The sequence below is a fragment of the Paenibacillus sp. RU5M genome, from assembly GCF_900221055.1.
In the GTDB taxonomy this organism is placed as follows: Bacteria; Bacillota; Bacilli; order Paenibacillales; family Paenibacillaceae; genus Paenibacillus; species Paenibacillus marchantiae.
Genome location: NZ_OBQM01000010.1, coordinates 45,199 through 65,990 on the forward strand (window position 1 = coordinate 45,199; position 20,792 = coordinate 65,990).

The 20,792-nt window shown below is 36.8% G+C and carries 26 protein-coding genes; all 26 read left to right on the plus strand.

The window, feature by feature from the left end:
• The first annotated feature begins 13 nt into the window (after window positions 1-13).
• The 26 genes from CRO25_RS24710 (at window position 14) to CRO25_RS24835 (ending at window position 20,145) form a co-directional block, all read left to right on the plus strand.
• Window positions 14-625 (plus strand): hypothetical protein, encoded by a 612-nt coding sequence (locus tag CRO25_RS24710; RefSeq protein ID WP_079696755.1) that lies wholly within the window; start codon window positions 14-16, stop codon window positions 623-625.
• Between the two features lie 71 nt (window positions 626-696).
• A complete protein-coding gene (dnaN, locus tag CRO25_RS24715; RefSeq protein WP_079696756.1) occupies window positions 697-1,869 on the plus strand; it encodes a DNA polymerase III subunit beta in 1,173 nt (390 codons plus the stop codon).
• A gap of 72 nt (window positions 1,870-1,941) precedes the next feature.
• Complete coding sequence (locus tag CRO25_RS24720; protein WP_079696757.1) at window positions 1,942-2,304, plus strand: hypothetical protein; 363 nt, start codon at window positions 1,942-1,944, stop codon at window positions 2,302-2,304.
• Window positions 2,305-2,316: 12 nt separating this feature from the next.
• Window positions 2,317-2,835 (plus strand): hypothetical protein, encoded by a 519-nt coding sequence (locus CRO25_RS24725; RefSeq protein ID WP_079696758.1) that lies wholly within the window; start codon window positions 2,317-2,319, stop codon window positions 2,833-2,835.
• Between the two features lies 1 nt (window position 2,836).
• Window positions 2,837-3,580, plus strand: coding sequence for a hypothetical protein (locus CRO25_RS24730; protein WP_143806586.1), 744 nt, complete (start codon window positions 2,837-2,839; stop codon window positions 3,578-3,580).
• 24 nt (window positions 3,581-3,604) lie between these two features.
• Window positions 3,605-4,687: a hypothetical protein gene (locus tag CRO25_RS24735; protein ID WP_079696760.1), complete on the plus strand. Its 1,083-nt coding sequence runs from the start codon at window positions 3,605-3,607 to the stop codon at window positions 4,685-4,687.
• The gene (locus CRO25_RS24740; protein ID WP_079696761.1) at window positions 4,684-5,532 is read left to right on the plus strand and encodes a ThiF family adenylyltransferase; all 849 of its coding nucleotides are present in this window, start codon (window positions 4,684-4,686) and stop codon (window positions 5,530-5,532) included. Before CRO25_RS24735 ends, CRO25_RS24740 begins: the two co-directional genes overlap by 4 nt.
• Before the next feature lie 105 nt (window positions 5,533-5,637).
• A complete protein-coding gene (locus CRO25_RS34315) occupies window positions 5,638-5,778 on the plus strand; it encodes an aspartyl-phosphate phosphatase Spo0E family protein (protein WP_372829357.1) in 141 nt (46 codons plus the stop codon).
• 401 nt (window positions 5,779-6,179) lie between these two features.
• The gene (locus tag CRO25_RS24750) at window positions 6,180-6,539 is read left to right on the plus strand and encodes a hypothetical protein (RefSeq protein WP_079696763.1); all 360 of its coding nucleotides are present in this window, start codon (window positions 6,180-6,182) and stop codon (window positions 6,537-6,539) included.
• Window positions 6,540-6,562: 23 nt separating this feature from the next.
• Window positions 6,563-7,567, plus strand: a complete 1,005-nt coding sequence (locus tag CRO25_RS24755) for a hypothetical protein (RefSeq protein ID WP_079696764.1) — start codon at window positions 6,563-6,565, stop codon at window positions 7,565-7,567.
• 76 nt (window positions 7,568-7,643) lie between these two features.
• Window positions 7,644-8,225, plus strand: a complete 582-nt coding sequence (locus tag CRO25_RS24760) for a hypothetical protein (RefSeq protein ID WP_079696765.1) — start codon at window positions 7,644-7,646, stop codon at window positions 8,223-8,225.
• Between the two features lie 245 nt (window positions 8,226-8,470).
• A complete protein-coding gene (locus CRO25_RS24765) occupies window positions 8,471-8,992 on the plus strand; it encodes a hypothetical protein (protein WP_179800947.1) in 522 nt (173 codons plus the stop codon).
• A gap of 64 nt (window positions 8,993-9,056) precedes the next feature.
• Entirely contained in the window at window positions 9,057-9,632 is a 576-nt protein-coding gene (locus CRO25_RS24770; RefSeq protein WP_079696767.1) for a hypothetical protein, read from the plus strand.
• Between the two features lie 151 nt (window positions 9,633-9,783).
• The gene (locus tag CRO25_RS24775) at window positions 9,784-10,767 is read left to right on the plus strand and encodes a DNA adenine methylase (protein ID WP_257018766.1); all 984 of its coding nucleotides are present in this window, start codon (window positions 9,784-9,786) and stop codon (window positions 10,765-10,767) included.
• Window positions 10,768-10,786: 19 nt separating this feature from the next.
• Entirely contained in the window at window positions 10,787-12,193 is a 1,407-nt protein-coding gene (locus tag CRO25_RS24780) for a DNA cytosine methyltransferase (protein WP_079696768.1), read from the plus strand.
• Window positions 12,194-12,285: 92 nt separating this feature from the next.
• A complete protein-coding gene (locus CRO25_RS24785) occupies window positions 12,286-13,584 on the plus strand; it encodes a phosphoadenosine phosphosulfate reductase family protein (protein WP_218670789.1) in 1,299 nt (432 codons plus the stop codon).
• A gap of 110 nt (window positions 13,585-13,694) precedes the next feature.
• The gene (locus CRO25_RS24790; protein ID WP_079696769.1) at window positions 13,695-14,135 is read left to right on the plus strand and encodes a hypothetical protein; all 441 of its coding nucleotides are present in this window, start codon (window positions 13,695-13,697) and stop codon (window positions 14,133-14,135) included.
• A gap of 415 nt (window positions 14,136-14,550) precedes the next feature.
• Entirely contained in the window at window positions 14,551-14,988 is a 438-nt protein-coding gene (locus CRO25_RS24795) for a hypothetical protein (RefSeq protein ID WP_079696770.1), read from the plus strand.
• A 16-nt stretch (window positions 14,989-15,004) separates the two neighbouring features.
• On the plus strand, window positions 15,005-15,295 hold the full coding sequence (locus CRO25_RS24800) for a hypothetical protein (RefSeq protein WP_079696771.1): 291 nt from the start codon (window positions 15,005-15,007) through the stop codon (window positions 15,293-15,295).
• A gap of 223 nt (window positions 15,296-15,518) precedes the next feature.
• A complete protein-coding gene (locus CRO25_RS24805; RefSeq protein ID WP_143806587.1) occupies window positions 15,519-16,046 on the plus strand; it encodes a hypothetical protein in 528 nt (175 codons plus the stop codon).
• A 62-nt stretch (window positions 16,047-16,108) separates the two neighbouring features.
• The gene (locus tag CRO25_RS24810) at window positions 16,109-16,819 is read left to right on the plus strand and encodes a hypothetical protein (RefSeq protein WP_079696773.1); all 711 of its coding nucleotides are present in this window, start codon (window positions 16,109-16,111) and stop codon (window positions 16,817-16,819) included.
• Window positions 16,812-17,108 (plus strand): hypothetical protein, encoded by a 297-nt coding sequence (locus CRO25_RS24815; RefSeq protein ID WP_079696774.1) that lies wholly within the window; start codon window positions 16,812-16,814, stop codon window positions 17,106-17,108. Before CRO25_RS24810 ends, CRO25_RS24815 begins: the two co-directional genes overlap by 8 nt.
• Window positions 17,109-17,144: 36 nt before the next feature.
• Window positions 17,145-17,684 carry a hypothetical protein gene (locus CRO25_RS24820; RefSeq protein WP_079696775.1) on the plus strand — a complete coding sequence of 180 codons (540 nt, stop codon included), beginning with the start codon at window positions 17,145-17,147 and terminating at the stop codon, window positions 17,682-17,684.
• Window positions 17,685-17,848: 164 nt separating this feature from the next.
• Entirely contained in the window at window positions 17,849-18,832 is a 984-nt protein-coding gene (locus tag CRO25_RS24825) for a DNA cytosine methyltransferase (protein ID WP_079696776.1), read from the plus strand.
• A 20-nt stretch (window positions 18,833-18,852) separates the two neighbouring features.
• Window positions 18,853-19,479, plus strand: a complete 627-nt coding sequence (locus CRO25_RS24830) for a zinc metallopeptidase (protein WP_079696777.1) — start codon at window positions 18,853-18,855, stop codon at window positions 19,477-19,479.
• 111 nt (window positions 19,480-19,590) lie between these two features.
• Complete coding sequence (locus CRO25_RS24835) at window positions 19,591-20,145, plus strand: hypothetical protein (protein WP_079696778.1); 555 nt, start codon at window positions 19,591-19,593, stop codon at window positions 20,143-20,145.
• Window positions 20,146-20,792 lie beyond the last annotated feature (647 nt).

Below are 20,792 nucleotides of genomic sequence, written 5' to 3' on the forward strand. Positions count from 1 at the left end.
AAGGAGGCGTGTAATGTTGATACTTTTTAAAAGAAAGAAATTTGATTGGACATCGGTGACTAATGTAGTACCTGGAATGCCATCTCTTAAGATCACATTTAATAAGGATAAGCAACAGGAATGTATCTATGTATCTTCTGAGAACAGTGTGAAACATGAGATTAGGAAAGCATGTTCTGCAGCCGATCAAAGCACTGAGGTAATCATTTGGAAAAGGGTAGGATTGGATATGAGCGATGCTTCATGGGCCCGTTTATGCTTGGCCATTCATCAACCAAGCAAAGGTCACAAATTGAAGATCCTAATGCAACATGTACTTCAAGGTTTAAAAAAACGTAGCAATCTTTGGAAAGCTTCAGTCATTCGTAACCTTGAACTTGATTCATTCGACATGAAACTGATGTTCCAGGTCTGTATGAAAAAGTATGGCTACCCTATGAGTGTAGACACTTCAGGTTTGATCTCAGATAAATACGGCAAGTTAGTATTTAAACAATCAACCCAGTATGGTTTGGTCATTCAAAGTAATTTGTATTGTGTTACTATTCACGAAATTATTAAACATATCGGCTTAACTGAGAGCATACAGCGTTTGCTTAAAGTTAAAGTTGAGATTCCAAAATAAAAAAGGCACGGTTACTTTTTTCAGTAACTTGTGCCTTTTTTGTTAGCCATAATTCGAAAGGATGTTCATAAATGAAAATTCAAATAAAAACTAAATTGTTGTTAGATGGGTTGGTCAAGGTAAAAGAAACATTAGATAAGTCCACAAAATTCCCGATTTGCACTATGATCAAGTTTCATGTCACAAAAAAAGGTCTTATATTAACCACGGATAATACGGTTAACTCAACGGAGCATATTATCAAAACTAAAGACCAGGAGTTAGAGGTTTTTGACATTGGATCAGTCATGATCCCTCCATTAATTATTGATATTATCAAAAAAATGGGATCAGGTGTCTGTATTACTGTCTCTGATCATCCGAACGAAGAAAGCACAGATCAGAGGCTTATCAACTTGCAATCCGTTGATACAAAGATAAAAACGGAGATCAATATGCAGGGTATAAGCGCTGTTGAATTCCCAAAATTCATATCAAAAAAAGGGAAACCACTACTGACGCTTGAATCATCACATTTTATTGCAATACTAAATAAAACCGTATTTGCAGCCAGTACTGATGAATCGACTCCAATCTTTACAGGAGTGCATATCAAGCAAAATGATGGTGAACTCATATTCTCCACAACAAACCGACATCGTTTAGCAAGAGCCAGCTATAAGACCGATTCACTAGTTGAGTTTGGCAATGGCATGGTCGTATCCGCTGAACCTTTAAGCAAGATTTCTAAGCTTATTAATAGCAACAAAGTGGACCTATATAATGTGGATAATCGTCTGATTATACAATCAGGTGATACGACATATACAACGACACTACTGGAGGGGACCTATCCAAACATCGACAGGATTATACCCGTCACAGAGGATTACAAAGCAAGCTTCTTAATTCACCGTACGGAGCTACTCGCTTCCCTGGAGATGCAATTTATTCTAAAAGGGGATAGTAGTAAAGGTGGAATAACAATTATGAAAACCAATCCTGAAGGGAGTATCGAATTAACATCTGACGATACCTCTTTAGCTGCAGGTCGAGGAGAAATTTTTATCAACGAATTTATTGGTGATGAGATATCCGTATCTATTAATACGAAGTATTTTATAGAAGCTCTCAAAGCTTATCAAAGTAGAATGGTTAGGGTTGTGCTAACTGGAGATTTAGGCCCTATATTAATTAAACCGGAAGACTTAAATGGTGATGTACAGCTCATTTTGCCGTATAGAAGCAGTAAGCAAACGAAATAAGAACAAAAAAAGGTGTCTCTGCTGACTAACGCAGACACCTTTTTACTTTTCTAATGAGAGGGCATGATTTAAGTGGATAGACCAAATATATCATTCGATTTGGAACGTTTTGAGAAAAGACTCGCAGAAAAAAGTTTGGATGACAAGGTGGTTAGAACAGAGAATGTCTACAGGATCATTGACTATTACTTCTCTGGAGCTGGAAATGTGAAGCATGTTGATTTCTCCTCATTTAACATGAGCGACATTAACCAAGCTTTTGACAGGGCTTTTTACTTGGATTCGCATGAAACTGCTGAATCCTGGGGCTATCGAGAACATGCCAAAAACAATTGGTATAACCCCTTTTATGAATATTCTATATTAATGCAAAATTGCTATTCATTTGCTAACCATAGAGACAAAGTGTTGAGTCACGAGGATGATTTTATCTAAAGGAAGTGTATCATGCTTTTATTTTATGAAGACGACATTGATAACATAAGAGGCTCAATGGACAACTTGAGAATGCTTAAGATCGCTTACGATTACGGTGTAGATCTTAGTCAACTTAAAACAGGAGAAGACCAATGGATAATAGATAACTCATACCAGTATGGTGTGGGAGGATCTTGTCTTCTTTTCACATTGATTAGACTTATTAATTCGGAAATTGGTATTAATGTGGACGATACTAGTGAGGAAAATAAAGATGAAATCGTATACCAATTCAGTGGAACAGTATTGCGAGAATTGATGAGGGAAGACGATTTTGGGTCCAATATGGGTTCTTTTTTAACCATTGTACATTGTGACTATAGTTCCTCTCACATGGAAATTAAACTAAACCAAGAATTTAATATGATCATTTTAACTATTGAAGACTATGCTGGATACTTCAGTTTTTATCTTGAGCACATCATTAAAATAGTAGTTAAAATGAAATCCCTAATGGAAAGGAAAACCGTCATTCGTGCGAAAATTTAACGTGTCCTGGTCTCAACAAAGAGATTTTTCAATTCCAATCTGTCGTGTCGAAGTCTCAAATGATCTTGGAGCAGTTTTAGGGGACTATGAGATGACCTTCAACGATTTTGCTGAATCAATTATAGATGCAGAACTTCGAGAGTTGAATGCAAAAACTATTGTGGGACATCGAACCAGCACTAAAAAATTGAGTATTCATGGTGTAAAGCGCTCCACGCTTATAAAAGAGCGGATTGAGACGCCTATCATGAATAAAGGCTGGATTAAATATATAAGAAACGATAAGACAAATAGACATATTGTGGTGTGCGAAGTCCAAAAACAACTTTGGGATATGTATTATTACAAAGATAAACTACAAAAAGTGGGCCATCCTAGGCTTTTATTTATCTATCAAGTTGAAGTTAGTGGAAGGATTCAAGGAATGTACTGCTTTGGCGTACAAGATAAAAACATAACCGGCGAAACAGAACTCTTTAAATACCCTTATGCCAATGTTAGCTTCGGCAAAGTCTGTATGGGTTCTAATCAGTTGCCGCAATTAACAAAGCTGGGTCAATGCGTTACTATGCATAACCTTTTTTTTGGATCACAAAGTACGAATTGTTATTATAATGAATCCAGAAATCTATCAGGTATCACTGAATTGAGAGAACTATACAGTAAGATGGAATCTTCTGAATTCCCTGATGAATGGCTTGTCAGTGAGAACATTACATTAGATTCTTTTTTAACTAAATTCTAAAAATCAACTAGGAGCTGTCGACAAATGACTCATAAATCACACGATAATGTACAAACGGATATCTTTGCTTTCTTATCTCCTGATGATCAGGAAATATTGAAACCCGCGGTACAGCAACAACATGACATTAAAAATCGCAAAAATAAACTTGCTCAAAGCAGCGCACCAGTCAAAAAGGTGACGGTGAAATACGAAGATCTCCAAGTCAACTTGAGTACCTGTATTAAGTATGATGGGGTACTAACACCCATCACAGAGTACTTCGAGACTGAGGAAATCCAGACCGGGATTCGCGTAAGTGATACGGATGAACGTAGGCCAATAAATACGGAAGACCTTAGACTCAAATTGGCTGAGGAATACGGAGAAATGTGTGATAGTGATTATGTCACTCTTACTATGCCACCGACATCAAACATCATTGTCCCCCAAATTCACGGGCGCAAGAGAGGCTTGAGCTTAGAGGATCGACATGGAATCTACGCTTCTCTGGAGCAAGCAAACCTAGAACCGAAATATAATATGTATGTCCCTTCAGCGGATGGATACGTTTATCACATTAGAAATGGAGATGTGTATACATCTTGTTCAAAGGCAGGTCGTATACCTATTGCTAAACAGCTCTATGAGGGGATTAACTTTAATAAACCGTTGATACCTTTCCAGGTACTTAGCGCGTTCATAAGCATATCAAAGGAGTTTACTAAACAGGAAGTCGAAGTGTATGGTGAGATTCTTTTGTTGGATGGAAACTATACTTTAAGTATACCTCCACAAGACGCCTCGAAAATGAACGTTCAACCAATTAAAAACAGTGGTATAGCTGATGGTAGTATAAAAGTCATGGAAATACACTCACATCACAATTTCCCGGCCAAACCATCTCCACAGGACGATGAAAGCGAGATTGGTACATGCTTATATACAATCATCGGAAAATTGGATGAGTTCTTCCCAGAGATACAATGCAGAGTACATGTTAATGGTAGATTCATATCTGTTAATCCTTCTAAACTATTTTCTTCTCCTTTCCCTCAAAACGCTTCATCATACCCTCAAGTTAGAGTGATTAAATCTGACGTAATACATGAGGATTCTCAAATATGATTACATTCTCCTCTGATTTCAAACCCTATTTTCAGATTGTCCAATTAGGATGTGGAGCAAACGGATCAGCGGTAATACAACAAATTACACAGCTGATGAACATCTTTGGGATTAAAGGATCTTACATGATTGCAGATCCAGATACGGTTGAAGAACACAATCTCAAAAATCAATTGTTCCTACCTAAGGATATTGATCAAAAGAAAGCAACGATCTTAGCTCGACGTTATGGAAATCATTACAATGTACCTGTGTTTTCTTACACACAGAGCTATGTCGATTCAGAACAAATACTTACTAATCTATTTAATGATGAGTATATTGATTTTGGTTTTTGCCAACTGAAAATCCCTATCTTAATCGGATGTGTCGATAATAACTTCAGCCGGCAGCTCATGCATAGATATTTTCTATCTCAAGAAGATCTGATCTATATCGATGTAGGTGTAGAGGGTTCTCGCGTACCACAGGATGAAAGAACAATGTCTCAATGGACAACGGAAGAGAAGACGGATTTTATGGCTACTGGTTGGACCGGGCAGGTCGTGTGCGGGCTGCGTTGGAAAGGAGAGACTATCCTTGATCCAGTTTGTACCGAATTTCCGGACATGTTAGAAGATGAAGATCCTATAGGACCTTCGGAAATGGCTTGTTCTCAACTGATCAGTAAAGAACCTCAAAAACTCCTCACAAATAAATATGCCGCACTAGAAGTGGTATCTTATTTCAGCTCACTTTTCAATGAGTTATCCCTACCAAATCACAAATCTTATCTGACTCTAAAACATAAATGTAAAGTAAAAGTCTATCCAGTGGCGTTTTCTAGACTTTTAGGGACCGAATAATAAAGATCACCAAAAAACGTAGACGACTTATGTCTACGTTTTTCTTATACCAGGAGAGGCGGTATTTATATGAACAGTAATCTTTATCAGAATGATGTAGTTGATATGTACCAGATTGAAATAGTAAGAAAAGAGTTAGAAACGCTAGCTGAAGAACATAATTTTAACTTCCAAAACGAATTTGTGATTCAGAAGTCGGTTGAACTCGATAGACTTCTGAATAGATATAACAAACCGTCCACATAGTTAGGCTAAACCGTCTCCAATAGGAGGCGGCTTTTTTTATTGAATAAAAACAGTGAATACGATAGAATAAAGCTAGTTATTAAATTACTCTCCTCATTGGTTCACACTTATGACATGCACGTTATTACGATGTTGTCTGAAGGTTGAATAAAGGACATGATTAAAAGAAATATAATCATGGAGCAATGATGAGTTACGCGTACATAGGATTATATGATGGCGTTTTTTATAACAAAAGGTGATATATTATTTGTATTCACAATTAACCATCCTTTTGTATGAAGTGTACTAAACATTCTTATCCAAAAATTAAAAACTTGCCTAGCGCATAAATATCGAAAAGCGAAATTCTCTCCAGAGGATTTCGCTTTTTTTGCGTGCTGAGCATGAAGGAGAAGCTAATGAAGAAACCAATTGCAGAAAGTTATGTTGTTCTCAAGGTAAATGCAAAAAGGTGGGAAGAGCAATTTAAATTACCGAGCATTGCCGGTTTTTGCTTCCTGAAAACTAATGGATATTTTCGAGCTTATCTGCTTGAGAATGTAAGTGTCCATGAGAAGACAAATAAACAGATTAATCGGAAAGCAGAAGTAGATCTAACTATTGCTTTGCAAGTCATCAGTGAGGAGAATCTAGCTGCCGGGAAAACCCGACACATGAATCCGAACAACGAGTACCAAATCATTGAATTGATTGCAGCCATTAAGAAAGAAATAAGTTCTTCCAATCTATTTGAGACGGACTTTGAGTTAGTATTCTAAAATAATGAATCGGAGTGATTTCAATGATCAATGTACAAGATAAAGAGCTGGATGTTCAATTAAATGATTATAATCAGTTTCATATCGGATATAACTATGGAATTGAGGCATCAGATGAATTTGAAAGTGATTTAAATAGAAACTTCGAGTTAGGGATGTATCTGTACAATAACAATTTCATAAGTAAACGTAAAATGATTGATGACATTGTCATACAAGCACTTTTTAAAGGAACACGATTTGAGAACTGTAGTAACTTTGAAGCTTTGTTGGAAATGAATAATTATGATCGGAAGGAAGTATCGATTCAGATTCTAATCGATGCGCCAGAGTTGGAAATAACTGAATCTGGATTTATTCCACCGGTTTCACTGCGGTGCATTTCCAATCAAGATATTTTTTATATCAGAAGTGCTATGGAAGTAGAAAACAAATATATGAACAATAAACAATATCATTTGCACCGAGTTTCACTTGATGAGGTCTTACCCTACGGTCTGTTAAAGCCAAAGAGTACTCTATTCTACGGTTATGAGGATAACACGCTGTACATTGTCTCAGAGATTGAAATCGAGTGTCCATGGGATATCAAAACGACATCTGAAAATAAATATGTAGACTATCTGCGTCTTTTAAAATATGGCTCAGATATGGAAGCAGAAAAAAGAACTAGTATTGAAGTTCGAACAGATGTATATGATTATCAAGTGGAAATAGAGGCTGATCATGTATCTGCAATTGAATGGTTCATATTCTCCAGGTCAAAAATGGCTCAGGCAACCGTATGGGATGATGATGGAAGTAAGATTGATATCGAGATTTATGATAATCACAAAGACATTATTCTTCCAATATGTTATGCAGGGGAGTTCATATCATCAAAGGATCGTATAAACGGTAACCAACTATCCTCTGATTGTGATACTTGGGGCACGGCAATGAATGCTAGAGCATATACATCCTATGTATTTTATATCGAGGATCAAGAAAAATATGGTGTAGTGACACATTCATATTATGTATATTGAGAAAATAAAGCCGAACACTACTGTGTTCGGCTTTGATCTTTACAAATACTAAATAAGCGCTGGAGTGATATCTGTGATGAATGTAAATACCAGAGAAATTTTAGAAACATTAAATGTAAATCTCAGTGATTTTGAAGAATATATTGAATATCATATTACGGTTTGCTATGGTGTCGAAGCAAAAAGAGACTTCTTAAATCTATGTAATAGCAATCTACTGTTAGCTGTTTATTTATACAATAATAATTACATTAGCAAAGAAAAGATGATTGATGACATAGTTATTCAGTCATTAATGAAAGGAACGCGGTATGAGGATAATTTCGACATAGACTCTATGGTTAATGAATGTTTCTACGACAAAGAAGAGATACGTCTTCAGATCGATTATGAAACTCAAGAGTACCGGTACAGTTCTTCAATTATCCCGTTTGTCGTAAGTCGTATCTCAAATAAAGACATGTGTTACATTCAACAAGTCATGAGAGTAGAGAATAAATATATGTATGAGAAACAATTTCAATTGCATAGCTATTCTTTGGAGCAAGTTATACCTTACAACTTATTAGAAAACGACAGCCATTTGTTTTATGGTTATGAAAGCAATGTAATTTATATTATTACTGGCCTGGGAATTAGATATATTGAGGCTGAGTAGTTAGTAGATTAACTAAGTTTATCGTCAGATATAAATTGAGACATAGGAATTTTGAATCAACCTAATATATTTTTAAAAAGAGCTGAACAAATTTGTTCAGCTCAATTATTTTACTAGGGAATAGATCATGATGATTATAGTTCCTTAGAAAGGAGCAGATATCAATTCATTTCGAGAAAGAAGTTAAAGAAGCACTCTCCTTGTTGCAAATCGAGGTTCAAGTATTCTTGGAGTACAATTCTCCATTGAGCGCCTTTCTGAAAGGAAAGCACTGTGATATTGCTCAAAGGTTCATTACAAAGCGGCTTTTCTTGTTTGAAAGAGCTTGCCCTTACAGAGTTACTTATGTCAATTTTGAAAAGGAGACTCAAGCCGGGGTAGCAAAATTAGGTAAGCGAATTGAAGTGTCCGAGGATCTCCCGCAATTAATGAAATTTGAAACTATAATGCATGAATGGGCTCATCAGATACTTCATTTGCGCTCCAATGCCATTTTAAAAGACCATATAACTAAAGAGATTGAAGCAGAATCTGTTTCGTTTATTGTAGGTTATATTCTAGGTGTAATTAATGAGATTTCTCACATTTATATAGCCGAGAAACTTGCAGTCGAACAAGACAAATTGCAGCGGCTTCGTTTGTATCAAAGCATAAGTAAATTATCGGATAAAAGAATTGTAAGAGCATCGCTGACGATCTTAAAAAAATTAGCTTATGAGCATCGACAAATTCAACATCATATAAAAAATGGCGGTAAGAATATTTGATAATTTTCAAAAATTCTATTTAAAGAAATGCTATTAAATTGAATAGGTGTCAGGAGAGATATAAATGGATAAAGAAATGCTTTTTTCATTAATTCCAAGAGAAGTTATCAAAGAAGATGAAATAGTAAAAACAATCGAAGAGCAAAGAAGATTAATTAAAGCTGCTAGATCGTTTGTTTCTAAACTATCGGTGAATCGATTTTTATACAAAAAGTTAGCAAACTTTGACTTTGAAGAAATGCTTAGCTTATTTTCAGATTTAACTCATGCTGATTTCGTTATACAGGAAAATGAGTTGTATTTGAGTGAAATTGATATAGACAGTTTTGCTGTAATTTTAGAAGAAGAGTTCAACTTAGAAAGTATGTATGAGCTAGATAATATTTATATCGAGAATCTTTTAAATGGTACAGATATAACAAAGAATGAAATAAATCTTATTGACGAGACCAGACTATTCCAGGATATTCTTGTGAAATTTACGTTCTACAGAAGCGGAATGTCTATGCTCGATACGCCAAACCTATCGGTAATGTTAACTGCAAAAAAAGCATTACTCAGCTTTTATCTCGCGGAGAAGAATGTTGAATATTTGCTAAACGGTCAAAAAACCATCTATAATATTTCAATTTTGATGTAACGCTAATATCTCTGGAATAGTACCCCCTGCCGCAGTTTACCATGTAGGAGGCGCGGTGATATGGTTATTGCAATTGAACCTAATACATTTTTAAAAAAAGAGCTGAACTAATTTGTTCAGCTCTATTATTTTACTAGGGGGGCAGATAAGGGTGATACTAAAATGCAGTTATTGCGATTTAACTGGTCTGTCTGAAGAAGAATTCGAGTTAGACGACTATAACCAAGGGTTTTGGTGTGGGGATTGCGATTCATATACGTATTTTGACCCAGCCAAGGCGCATAAGTTTACGTTATTACTTGAGATGAAGTCGAAACTCTCTAATAAAGCACCTGTGGTAAGTAGTGACATCAAGTTCAAGAAGCAATTGTCATGCTTTCGGTTTCCAGGCGGTAAATCCAAAATGATACCAATAATATACTCCAAGATAAGAAAGGAACAACGTAAGCAACTTGTTGGAGCATATGCAGGTGGAGCTAGTGCTGAATTTGCTTTGCTAGCAGCGGGTGTCTTTGAAAAGTTGGTATTAAATGATTACGATTTTGGAATCTATGCGTTGTATTGGACAATAAAGCATGCTCCATTTGATTTGATTTATCGACTTCAATCTAGCTCAAGTCCAACAGTGAAAGACTATTTTCATGCGCAAAAGATTATTAAACAGGATTATCCTAATTGCAATATCTTAGATGCTGCCTGGTATACGCTTATAGTGAACCGACTTGCATACTCAGGCATCTATAAAGCAAATCCACTAGGTGGGAAGAATGGGAAAACATCTGATTTACTATCTAGGTGGAATCCCAAGGCTCTAATTAAGCGGATAAACGAAATTCATGCACTAAGTGACCGGATAACCGTTTTGAATGAGGATGCCTGTAACGTCATAGAAGAGTATTATTGGCACCCCGAGACCACAATATTTGTCGATCCGCCATTCGTCCAAAAAGGTGAAGATTTATATCGTTGCTACTATAAGAAACAAGATCATATTGACCTATGTGTCCTACTAGAATCGCTACATAGTGGTATGCCTGGAGCTGATATTATTGTCACTTATGATAATGATCCTCTAATACGGGATCTCTACTATATTCCAGAAACCGAAACGATTCATCGATATTATTCCATATAAAAAAGCGGAGGATTAAAACATGAATTTAGTGATGAAAAAGGTCTATAAAGTAACAGAGAAAGCACTCAAACCAAGAGTTTGGATTTACTCCCTTGTGTGCGAGTCTGCCGGGTTCTTGCCTGGTCAGAAGTTGTACATCTCTACTAATCAAGATGAGATTATAGTACAGAATCAACCAGTTACAGAGGATGATCATGTGGTCCACGTATCTTCGAAGAGAACTTCAAAAGGGGCGCAAAGACCTATTGTAGATACAGCTAAGGAAAGCTATAGATCCATTATTGATGTAGATCAAAAAGTGGAAATGTGTGTTTATAAAGATAATGACTTAAGTAGAGTGATTATTAAACCACTCGAATTTTCCTTATTCAAGAAAGAATCGCTGATTAAAACGCGTGATGAGCGAATCAGTACCTTTACTATCTGTAGTGGCGCGGGGTTTGTAACTTCAGCCTTTCAAGATTCTGGTTATTTCTCTTCCGTTGGAGCTATCGAACTTGATGAAGATAGTGGAGCGGTATACAGACATAACTTTCCCTCAACCTTTCTATTCTCTGGGGATTTACTGGATTGTAATACTGTTACTGAAGCTGATGTGACTGTAGTGACATTACCGTGTAATGAAGCGTCCCCGTTAGGCAACCACGAAGAGGGCACCTTCAACAATCTTTCATTAGCTGCCTCTGAATTGATCCGGGCTACAAAATGCCGAGCGATCTTCTTTGAGAATGTGAATGATTTTTATAAGACTTCAGCATACCAAACGTTAAAGGAACTACTCTCAGACGAATTTCCTTTTTGGAAAGAGTCACATATTGAAGCGATAGACTTTGGTTCAATTGCAAGGAGAAGCAGAACCTATGTAGTAGCCGTTAGAACTGAGGAAGACTTTACTAATTTCTCATTCCCTAAACCGCCAGAACGCATCCGGAGGAAAAAGTTAAAGGAGTATCTGGATGGAAAGCACGTGGCACAGCACTGGAAACCTCTAGAGAAATTTATGGATAGCTTTAGAGCAAAAGCGGATAAAAACAATAGTTGGAAGGATCGTAGCCTAAGCAAAACCTTTGTCGATCCTCAAGTGACTGAGATCCAATGTATACCTAAAAGATATCGTGCACAGTCGGCATCAAGTACTTATTTGGTATCCGAGGATAAGCAGTCATTTAGGTTTTTGACGATTGCAGAAATCCGAAAAATACTCTCTGTTCCAGATTGGTTTGAGTATCCCGATTACATCAGTGAAACTCGTAAATACGAAATGATTGGACAGAGTGTAGACTGTAGAGTAATTAAATCTATAGCCAACAATATTGCTGCAATGTTCTTTAAAGGACTGAGAGCTATTAAAGCTTCTTCGTTACCTGGTGTGCGTTATAACGCAGTAACAGAGAACAGTGAAGGACAGTTGGGTTACATCTTTTAAAATAATCGATGTTTAAACTACTACAACAATTAAGAAGGCTTGGCATTCAATTGCCAGGCTTTTTCTATTACTTATTTAAAGGGGTGTTTACTATGAGGAATGTAGATGGACAATTATCGTTTACGATTAATGATTGTAATGAAACTGAATACAAGGTCGAAGCTGAGCTTATTGTATTGAGAGATCGTGACTGTACTATGAATAGCCCTATAGTTCATGGTAATAAACCGGAACTAATATATGGCCAGAATATTTGCATTCAACCTAGTGTACCAGGAAGAGAAGATACTCCTCATATGAGGAAACACTATCTGGGTCATCTTGATCCGTTAGAATCATATACTACATTCTTTGTATTATTTTCTGGAGGTAAGGATTCTGTAGCATCGGTATTGAATCTTCTAGAGTTGGGAGTCCCTCGATCTAAAATTGTTCTCATCCATCATGACATTGATGGTGGGTCTGAAAGAAAAATGGATTGGCCGGCTACCAAAGCGTATTGTATAGCCTTCGCAGATGCGTTCGGTCTCGAGATTAGATTTTCATTTAGAGAAGGCGGATTTTGGGGTGAGGTGTATCGTTACGGGTCCAAAAAACCGGTCCAGTTCCAGGATGCTGATGGATCAATGAGACGAATAGAACCGGTTGCCTGGCAAAGAAGCCAAGAGCTCAAAATGTTAATGGATTCGGCTGAGAGAGAAGATAATCTGGAACTATTCAAACAGTACGATGAGGAGCTGCGAAGTTACGGCTATCGATTCCAGTTCCCAGCAAAGGGGGCTAATTTACAGACCCGCTACTGTAGTGGAGTTCTCAAGATCGAAGTAGGCTCTGTGGCGATTGCCCATCAATTGGATACGAAAGAGAACTGCAAGATCATGGTGGTCAGTGGTGAGCGTAGAGGAGAAAGTACTAACCGCTCTAAATACAACATGATGGAAATTCATAGAACACATGCTCCTAAACGACGAAAACGCATCGTTCATCATTATAGAAATGTAATTGATTTCTCGGAGAAGGATATCTGGGAGGTTCTAAAGCGAAATAGAGTAGTTCCGCATCCATGCTATGTTGTCGGATGGGGGCGGGCTTCCTGTGCGTGTTGCATCTTTAGTTCTCCATCCCACTTTGCAGGCATAAAAGAAATCCTGCCAAATTATTATGAGAACATAAGATCAGCAGAAATTGAACTAAACTTTACTTTTGATAACAAAAAGTCTATCGATGAGTTTGTAGGAAATGCGAAAAGCTGTGTGGACCACAGTGAACAAAGAGCAATCCATCAGCTACTCACAGGAGAAATAGGTCCTGAAGATATATTGTTGGATCATGTAGAAGAATGGAAGTACCCCGCGGGTGCATTTCGTAGTGGAGTCGGAGGACCGTGCTGAATTATGTTATTGCTTGACTCAGATAAGTTCTAAAGAAAAGCTAAAATCTCAAACTAAATGATAAATAAAGTTAAAAAACATAGAGCATTTAACTAAAGGAGAAATAACTAATGAGAACAATTGAAATTGTTGAAAACTACGAAGAAGCAATGAACAAAGCTGCTTTGATGGGATTGGATGTTACACACTTAGATCCAGATGCTGCTATTATGACGGTGAACAGCTTCTTAGTCATGGATGAAATAACTGTACCAGTGAGACCGGTTGATATCAGTGTTCTTAAAGAACATGACCTTTTATCTTTAAAGGACGATATTACCTTGGATATTGAAGAGTATCGAATTGTCAAAATTCTTGAAGAGAATTTCAGAAAATATTTAGTCCTGGTGAAGGTTAGCGAGGAGAATGAAACTGAGCACAATTTATATTTTTACGGTTTTGAAGAGAGTCAACATGAGCTGATTATTTTAACTGAAGAAGAGTGGCCGTTGGTAGAGAAGCTATATGATCTTGCTCTTCAGGAGCCCGCAATAGATCTTCAACTTGTCTAGATCCTATGGAATGAAAGTAAAAGTTGAGTATTACAAATTGATCGTTTACAATAGTAGTATTAATTACTTTATCAATATTCTTCCTTAAGCAGGCATTCAGGCTGTATACATGAATTGATCATGATGACAGATTTATATGTACCTGCAGCGGACCATTCAAAAGGATTGGAAGAATTACGTGTGTACTTACATCTATGGTGTGAGAAGGCACGATTGTGAGTCAGATTGTGGTATTAAACAGTATGACATATGACTGTTATTGCCGACTTTCAACTTCGCTATTAACACGATTTTTAGATTCCTTACAAATTAAAGTCAATCCATATTTGGACTCAAAAGACGCTAGGCTACTGAAAAGTAGCTGATGCGTCTTTTTTTATATACATAAAAAAAATTTAGAAAGTAGGAAAAAACGATGAACAACCCTTTGGACTTCCAACTATTTCTTTGTGATGCTTCAGTCATTCTGTTGCATGGACTAAGAGACCTTGGATGCAAAACGAATATGTTTGCAATAAAAAAAGAATCAGATAATACCACCTGGTATAGCAGTTATCATCCTGAACTCTGTGATATTCAGATCCCTTGGGTTGCCGTATCAGCGGACCTGGATCAGATACTGTTACATCCTATAGATCAATACAAGCGTGATCGGGATAAGATTTCAGGGATTAACAGGTTTTACATCCTTGAAATGCTGAGAAGAGGTACGAAAAAAAGAGAAGAATTAAATATTCAACGTAGAAAGTCGGTTGAGGAACAGACTCGACAACAACGAATTGATAAAGAAAATCTTAGTAAAACACTTCAACTACGTACAAGGAATTTACCATCAATACAATATAGAAATTAAAAAGGAGATATTTTCTATGAATGATTTTTTTCAGCAGCTACATCAATTAGGTTCATTTTCTTATCACTCCCTCATAGAAGGGTACGAGAACGTAGGACATGTATGGGAAGTCTATCCAGAGTATAACGAAAACGAGCTGTTTTATTACGGTTGGGTGTATGAAAAACAATGTGACAGCAGTTCTCACCGAATTATTCTTAAAAATACTGGTGATAACTGGCTTAGTTTTTTAACACCAGGAAATCCTGAAGCTATGAGAGTGTTTTCTCAGGCTCCAGCGTATGTAACAAATAAAAAAGGGGCCTAATCTCATGACTATTGATCATCAATTACAAAGCTATAATTTCTCTTCACCCTGTCCTATGGATTTTAGATATTTCTTGAATCATAGGTTTAATTGTTCAGTGTCTACGAGCCCCGTTTATAAGTTAAAGCTCAAAAATCGGGTACTGAATAAAACATTAATGAAGCTCAGAAACTTAGGAGACCTTTTTTATAAACATTGTATTTTGGACTCTTACGAGGTATCAATGAATGAAGACAACCTACTAATTGAAGAGTTAAATATTGCTGGTGACATCTACCAAATAGTCAATCAGATCGATATTTATCAAAAAGAAGATTTCTTTAAGATGATGTGTGAATTGTTCCATATCGTTATGTACGGCACCGTTAAATCTCATGAAGACGTTATCTGTAGAGATCATTTATTTACTCAACTAAGTGAGATAAATGATCGAAGTCAATATCAGATAAGGTTTTTGGATGTATACCCCAATATCAATCAATTTGTTCTGTGTCGAAGTTCAGTTACAGATGTTGTTTTAACATTAGGTGGCGGGCCGGTAACCATTTGCGGAACACCAAAAAAGTACTCTCGGTACCAATGCGTTTATTTTATGCGTCCATTGGAGACGTGGGATGAGAATTCAATTATGAAGACTCATTATACGAAGGAGCATCTACTTGAGGAAGAAGCTCTGGAACAAGTAGTGCATGACTTTAGAATTCATTATGATTACTCCAACTTATGGAGTTCAATAAGAGTCAACAATTAGGTGGGTGCACAAGATGCAGCCACTTTTTTGTTTCTAAATTTCGACTAAAGGAGAAATCAAAAATGTTGAACATATTACAGAAGTTAATCATGGCGTTGCCTCAATTAGGTGCAACCGTAGTTGATGGCATAAACACGTACACAATCACTCTCAAACCAATTCAAATCGAATTGCACTTTAAATCCAGGCATACCATCGCTTCCGTTAGGATTACCACGCCAATACACGAGCGATCGTTTGCAGCTGATGAATCCAATCCTGAACTCCTGAACATGTTGAATGTTGTCCTAGACTTCATAATCTTAGATATTGAAATCTGTAATCATCAAGACATAAAAGAAGATGTTAAAATCGATCAAATCTTAGATAGTATCGATCAACATAAGGGGAAACCCACAAAAGGTTCTTATCTCAAAAAGAAACGATTGTTTCAGAACTATTTGGATCTGAAATATGTAAAAAGGCACCATGAACGGAACCTGAATCAATCGTTGAACCCCCTATTCCATATTAGGGACCTCATTTACCGGAAGCAGTTACTTCTAAACGACATTTATATAACTAAGGTAGAGAGGGGCTTTAGAGCATATGGTGCAACCCAATCACAATTTTATGGGACGGGTCAATCTGTACCAGCTGCAGTAGAGAACTATAAACGACTGAATAAACTGAATCAGAATAGCTCAGCTTTTGAATTTGGGGAGTTAGATGAAAGTGAATTTATGGAGAGTCTAATGGCACCACTATTAATGGGAGGTTTATTCAATGATTAGGACTAGAAGCGAAAAACAGGCTCGACTTAACAAGATGAAAGAAATGAATTTTATGCTAAACCAAATAGGGCAGTGGCTTATGGATCTAGCTCTTGTCAAAAACGATCCAACATTAGTGAAACAAGCCGAAAGCTGTGGTCTTCCTGCAATTACTTTCTTAATAGAAAATCCGAAGATGCTTTACAGAATGAGCAATAAGGATGTTGAATGCATCGTACAACATGCTTTGTACAAAGCACGTAATATGGACAGTTTATTGGTGATAGACCTAGCAGAGTTGCATAGATGATTCTCAATTTAAACTTAAAGGACAGAGGAGATGTCTATGCCAAAGCCTAAACCCATAGTTCTACATGTGAATAGTAAAGGCCGTAAAAAGCATCTAATGTTTCAGAAAATCATATCAGGTTCAATGGATTGTTTCTTTCTTTCCATGAACGGCCTTCTAAAAACCGCGATTTATAACCGCGGTTTTTTAGATGGCAGAAAACATAGTATTCAGCTAGAGGATGAATTCCCTTTGTATGTTGAGGCTAAATCTATATTGATTTTACCTAAGGATGATCTTAAAGATGGCGTAATCAGTGGAACTTCATTCATAGGGGTTCTTTCTCTTGATAAGTTATTCGTTATTGATAATCAAGAAGCAACTACCTTCTTTGAAGTAGAATGTGGTTCATGTGAATTCTATGGTTCTCACGCTTGTTTTAAAAACTATGATTGCGGGGATGAAGATCGAGCTCGTTATAAGGATTCGTCATGGTTTGAACATATCAAATTTCACAAAAAGGAACTAAAGCGGGGTAAAGCATTTCCTGTTAACAGGTTGGATGAACAACCTACATCAATGCCACAGTATCCATAAAGGATTGATGTAGGATTGGTTCTTTAGTAGTCCATAAAATCATTACAGCAGAAGGTAAGGGCATAGAATGCCTTCTAGCAAGTGTAGACGATCTACCCTAAAGTTCGTCTTTATTGGTTGCCCTATTTAGAAACTGTGAGTTTCTAAATAATGAGGGCTAATAAATGCATTTACAAACCGAAAAAAAGTTCAAAGCACTTTCTTTCTTTTCCGGAGGAGGATTGTTGGATTATGGGATGAAAGAATATTTTGATTTCATCTGGGCAAACGAACTTAACCCACAACCGGCACTATGTTACAAACATAACGTGGGGAACCATATTGTTGTTGGAGACTTAGAGAATATCATCAATCATACGCCTTCAGCTCTCCCAGAAGTGGATGTAGCCGTAGGTGGACCACCATGCTTTGATTTCACATCCAACAACACTGCCGGCAAAGGGCAGCAGGGAGAACACGGAAAGCTCATTTGGGCGTATTTTAATGGCATTAAATTAGTTAAGCCCAAAGCGATCATCTTTGAGAACGTTATAGGATTATACAAGAAGCATAGATCTACTCTTGATGAGCTAATTAACTCTTTCCGCGCTATAGGCTATCAAATATCCGTTGGAAGCTTAAATGCAGAACCATTTGGTGTTGCCCAGAGCCGTGATCGATTATTTATTGTTGGCATTCGTAAAGATTTGGGTTTTACTTTTCGATTTCCTCAACCACCACACGTTCATAAAACGGTTAGAGATGCACTAAGTGATCTACCCGCCCCCACAGAAGTAAACCAACCTATTCTTGTTCCAAACCATGTAGTTACTTGGACAAGTCCAACACCTGAACGTATTCACGATTTAATGCTGCATCCTCGAAATCAGTGGATTGGAGCGAGAAGATTACAGTGGGATAACGTAAGTCCAATGATCGGATTCAACATAGGTAAGGATGGACGAGCTTTTCTGCATCCTGAAGAGGATCGAAAGATCACAGTCCGAGAATTTTTAAGGCTTATGGGCGTAGATGATTCATTTGTGATTCCGGATACCGTTAAAATCACCAATCAGTACAAGCTTATTGGTAACGGAGTAGCTATGCCGGTAGCAAGAGCTCTTGCCGAGGCCCTAAATCAACAATTAAGAGACGCACTTAGCACTTAAAGAAGGAAGAGGGTTTTAAAATGACTTTACTATTTGGAGTATGCATTATTTTCATATTACGAAAAGTCGCCTCCTGGCATTTTGAAAAAACGATGGATAGATGGAGCTACATTAACACTCAAGCCGGAGCAACAGGGGGAGAGATTGCTGAATGTTTAATCCAGCGTAATAATATACAGGCTACCCGTGTGCATATCACCGAAGGTGTTAAAACAGGTGCGTATAGCCGTTATGGGAAAACCATCTTGTTATCTAAGGATATCTATGATGGTCGTACTGTAGCTGCTATAGCAATTGCAGCACACGAAGTAGGGCATTCTGAATGTGACCGTGATAATGGGATGATAATGTATGCTCGTTATTGTTTAATCCCATTTGGTATCATCCTTTCAAAAGCTGTGCCTATTCTCCTGGTCATGTACTTTTTCATAAGTTGGATCATTTACTTCCTTGTAGCTGCAGTACTTGCCATTATGTGTCTCCAGCTTATGAGTGTATGGGTTGAACATGATGCAAGCAGACGTGCCCTGAAAATGCTGAAGAATGCCAGAAAGTACAACGCAAGCGAGATACGTGCTATAAAGAAGACATTAAACGCTGCATGGATGACTTATCTGGTGAATGTGTTCAACTTTAAAATTGGTTGAGTAATGTTTTGGACTGTCCTATGAGGAGCTTTTTACTAGTAGGACAGTTTATTGATTATAAGCGATGCTATAATTATATTATTCAAGACTTACTGAATGGAGTGATCTTTAATGAAGAGTTCAGATCTTTTTAAGTTAAAAAAAGAGAAACCCATTGTTGTTTTTACACAAAAGATTGATGACTATCAAACGGGATTCCATGAGAAAATGAAAGCAAGATTAGTTGATATGACTGATCACGTGAATGGATGCTACCGCCTTGTTTTTGATTTATCAGAATTCGAAAACAATAACAAGGTGTATGAGCAACCAAGTTACTATGATGAAAAAAGAAATTCAGTTTTAAGATGGAGTGAAATTAATAAAAACAAACTTGAGGTCTTTTTCATAGATGTAGACTCTGAAATCGATTTTCTTGAAATTGTGTCTCAAGATGCCTCTACTGTTGAAGGAGAAGCGAGTGTAAATGATATTATTGAACAGTATAAAAGCTCGCGCGAACGTAAACAAAAAATTCTAAAACCTTTACATGATAAAAAGAAAGGTTTGATTGATTTAACAATTTCCGAGAGTAGTGAAATGTTAGTCTTAGAAGCGGAAATTCGTTTGATCAATGAGTTTTTAGAAGACTTAAGCTTCTTTATCAATGACAAGCAGGGAATATAATAAATAAAGGAGATAACAAACCTATGTGTATAGAAAATGATTGGTTAAATACTGGACAACTTGAGAACGGACTTCAAGTATGGGAAAAGGAATACACTGAATCAAATGTTCCTTATTTAAAGTTGGAGTATCGAGATCATAATGGTAATCGTGTGGGAGGAAGCGAGGTCATACCAGTTACACAGATTAGATTGCATAGTGCCGTTCTTGAAAGTATAGAAATTGAATACGGGAAGAGGATAGTATAAGTACTGTAAAGCAAATTTAAAGAAATAAACAAAGTATAACAGCAATCTTATAGTAGCTGCCCCAAGATCTTACTTGAGAATACATCTGATTGATTGTATGATAATATCATAACTTTTAATTAAACTACTCAGGCACAAAATTCCATCTAGTCATATTATTTGATTGAAATTGAAGAGAATTTTGATAGGATTTCATTTCATTATTATTTACAAAATGATGAATTGAATGAACTATGAGTTAATGTATGCACATTGAGAATTTCTCTCTAATGAAGATACAGGTGGCGTAAGATATCTTTAGATGAGCAGTGGCTTAAGCTACCCATCAGTCGGATATTTTAGCTTACACGCACTACCCTAATAATCCAAAACTCAATCTATAATAAACATATTTATAAG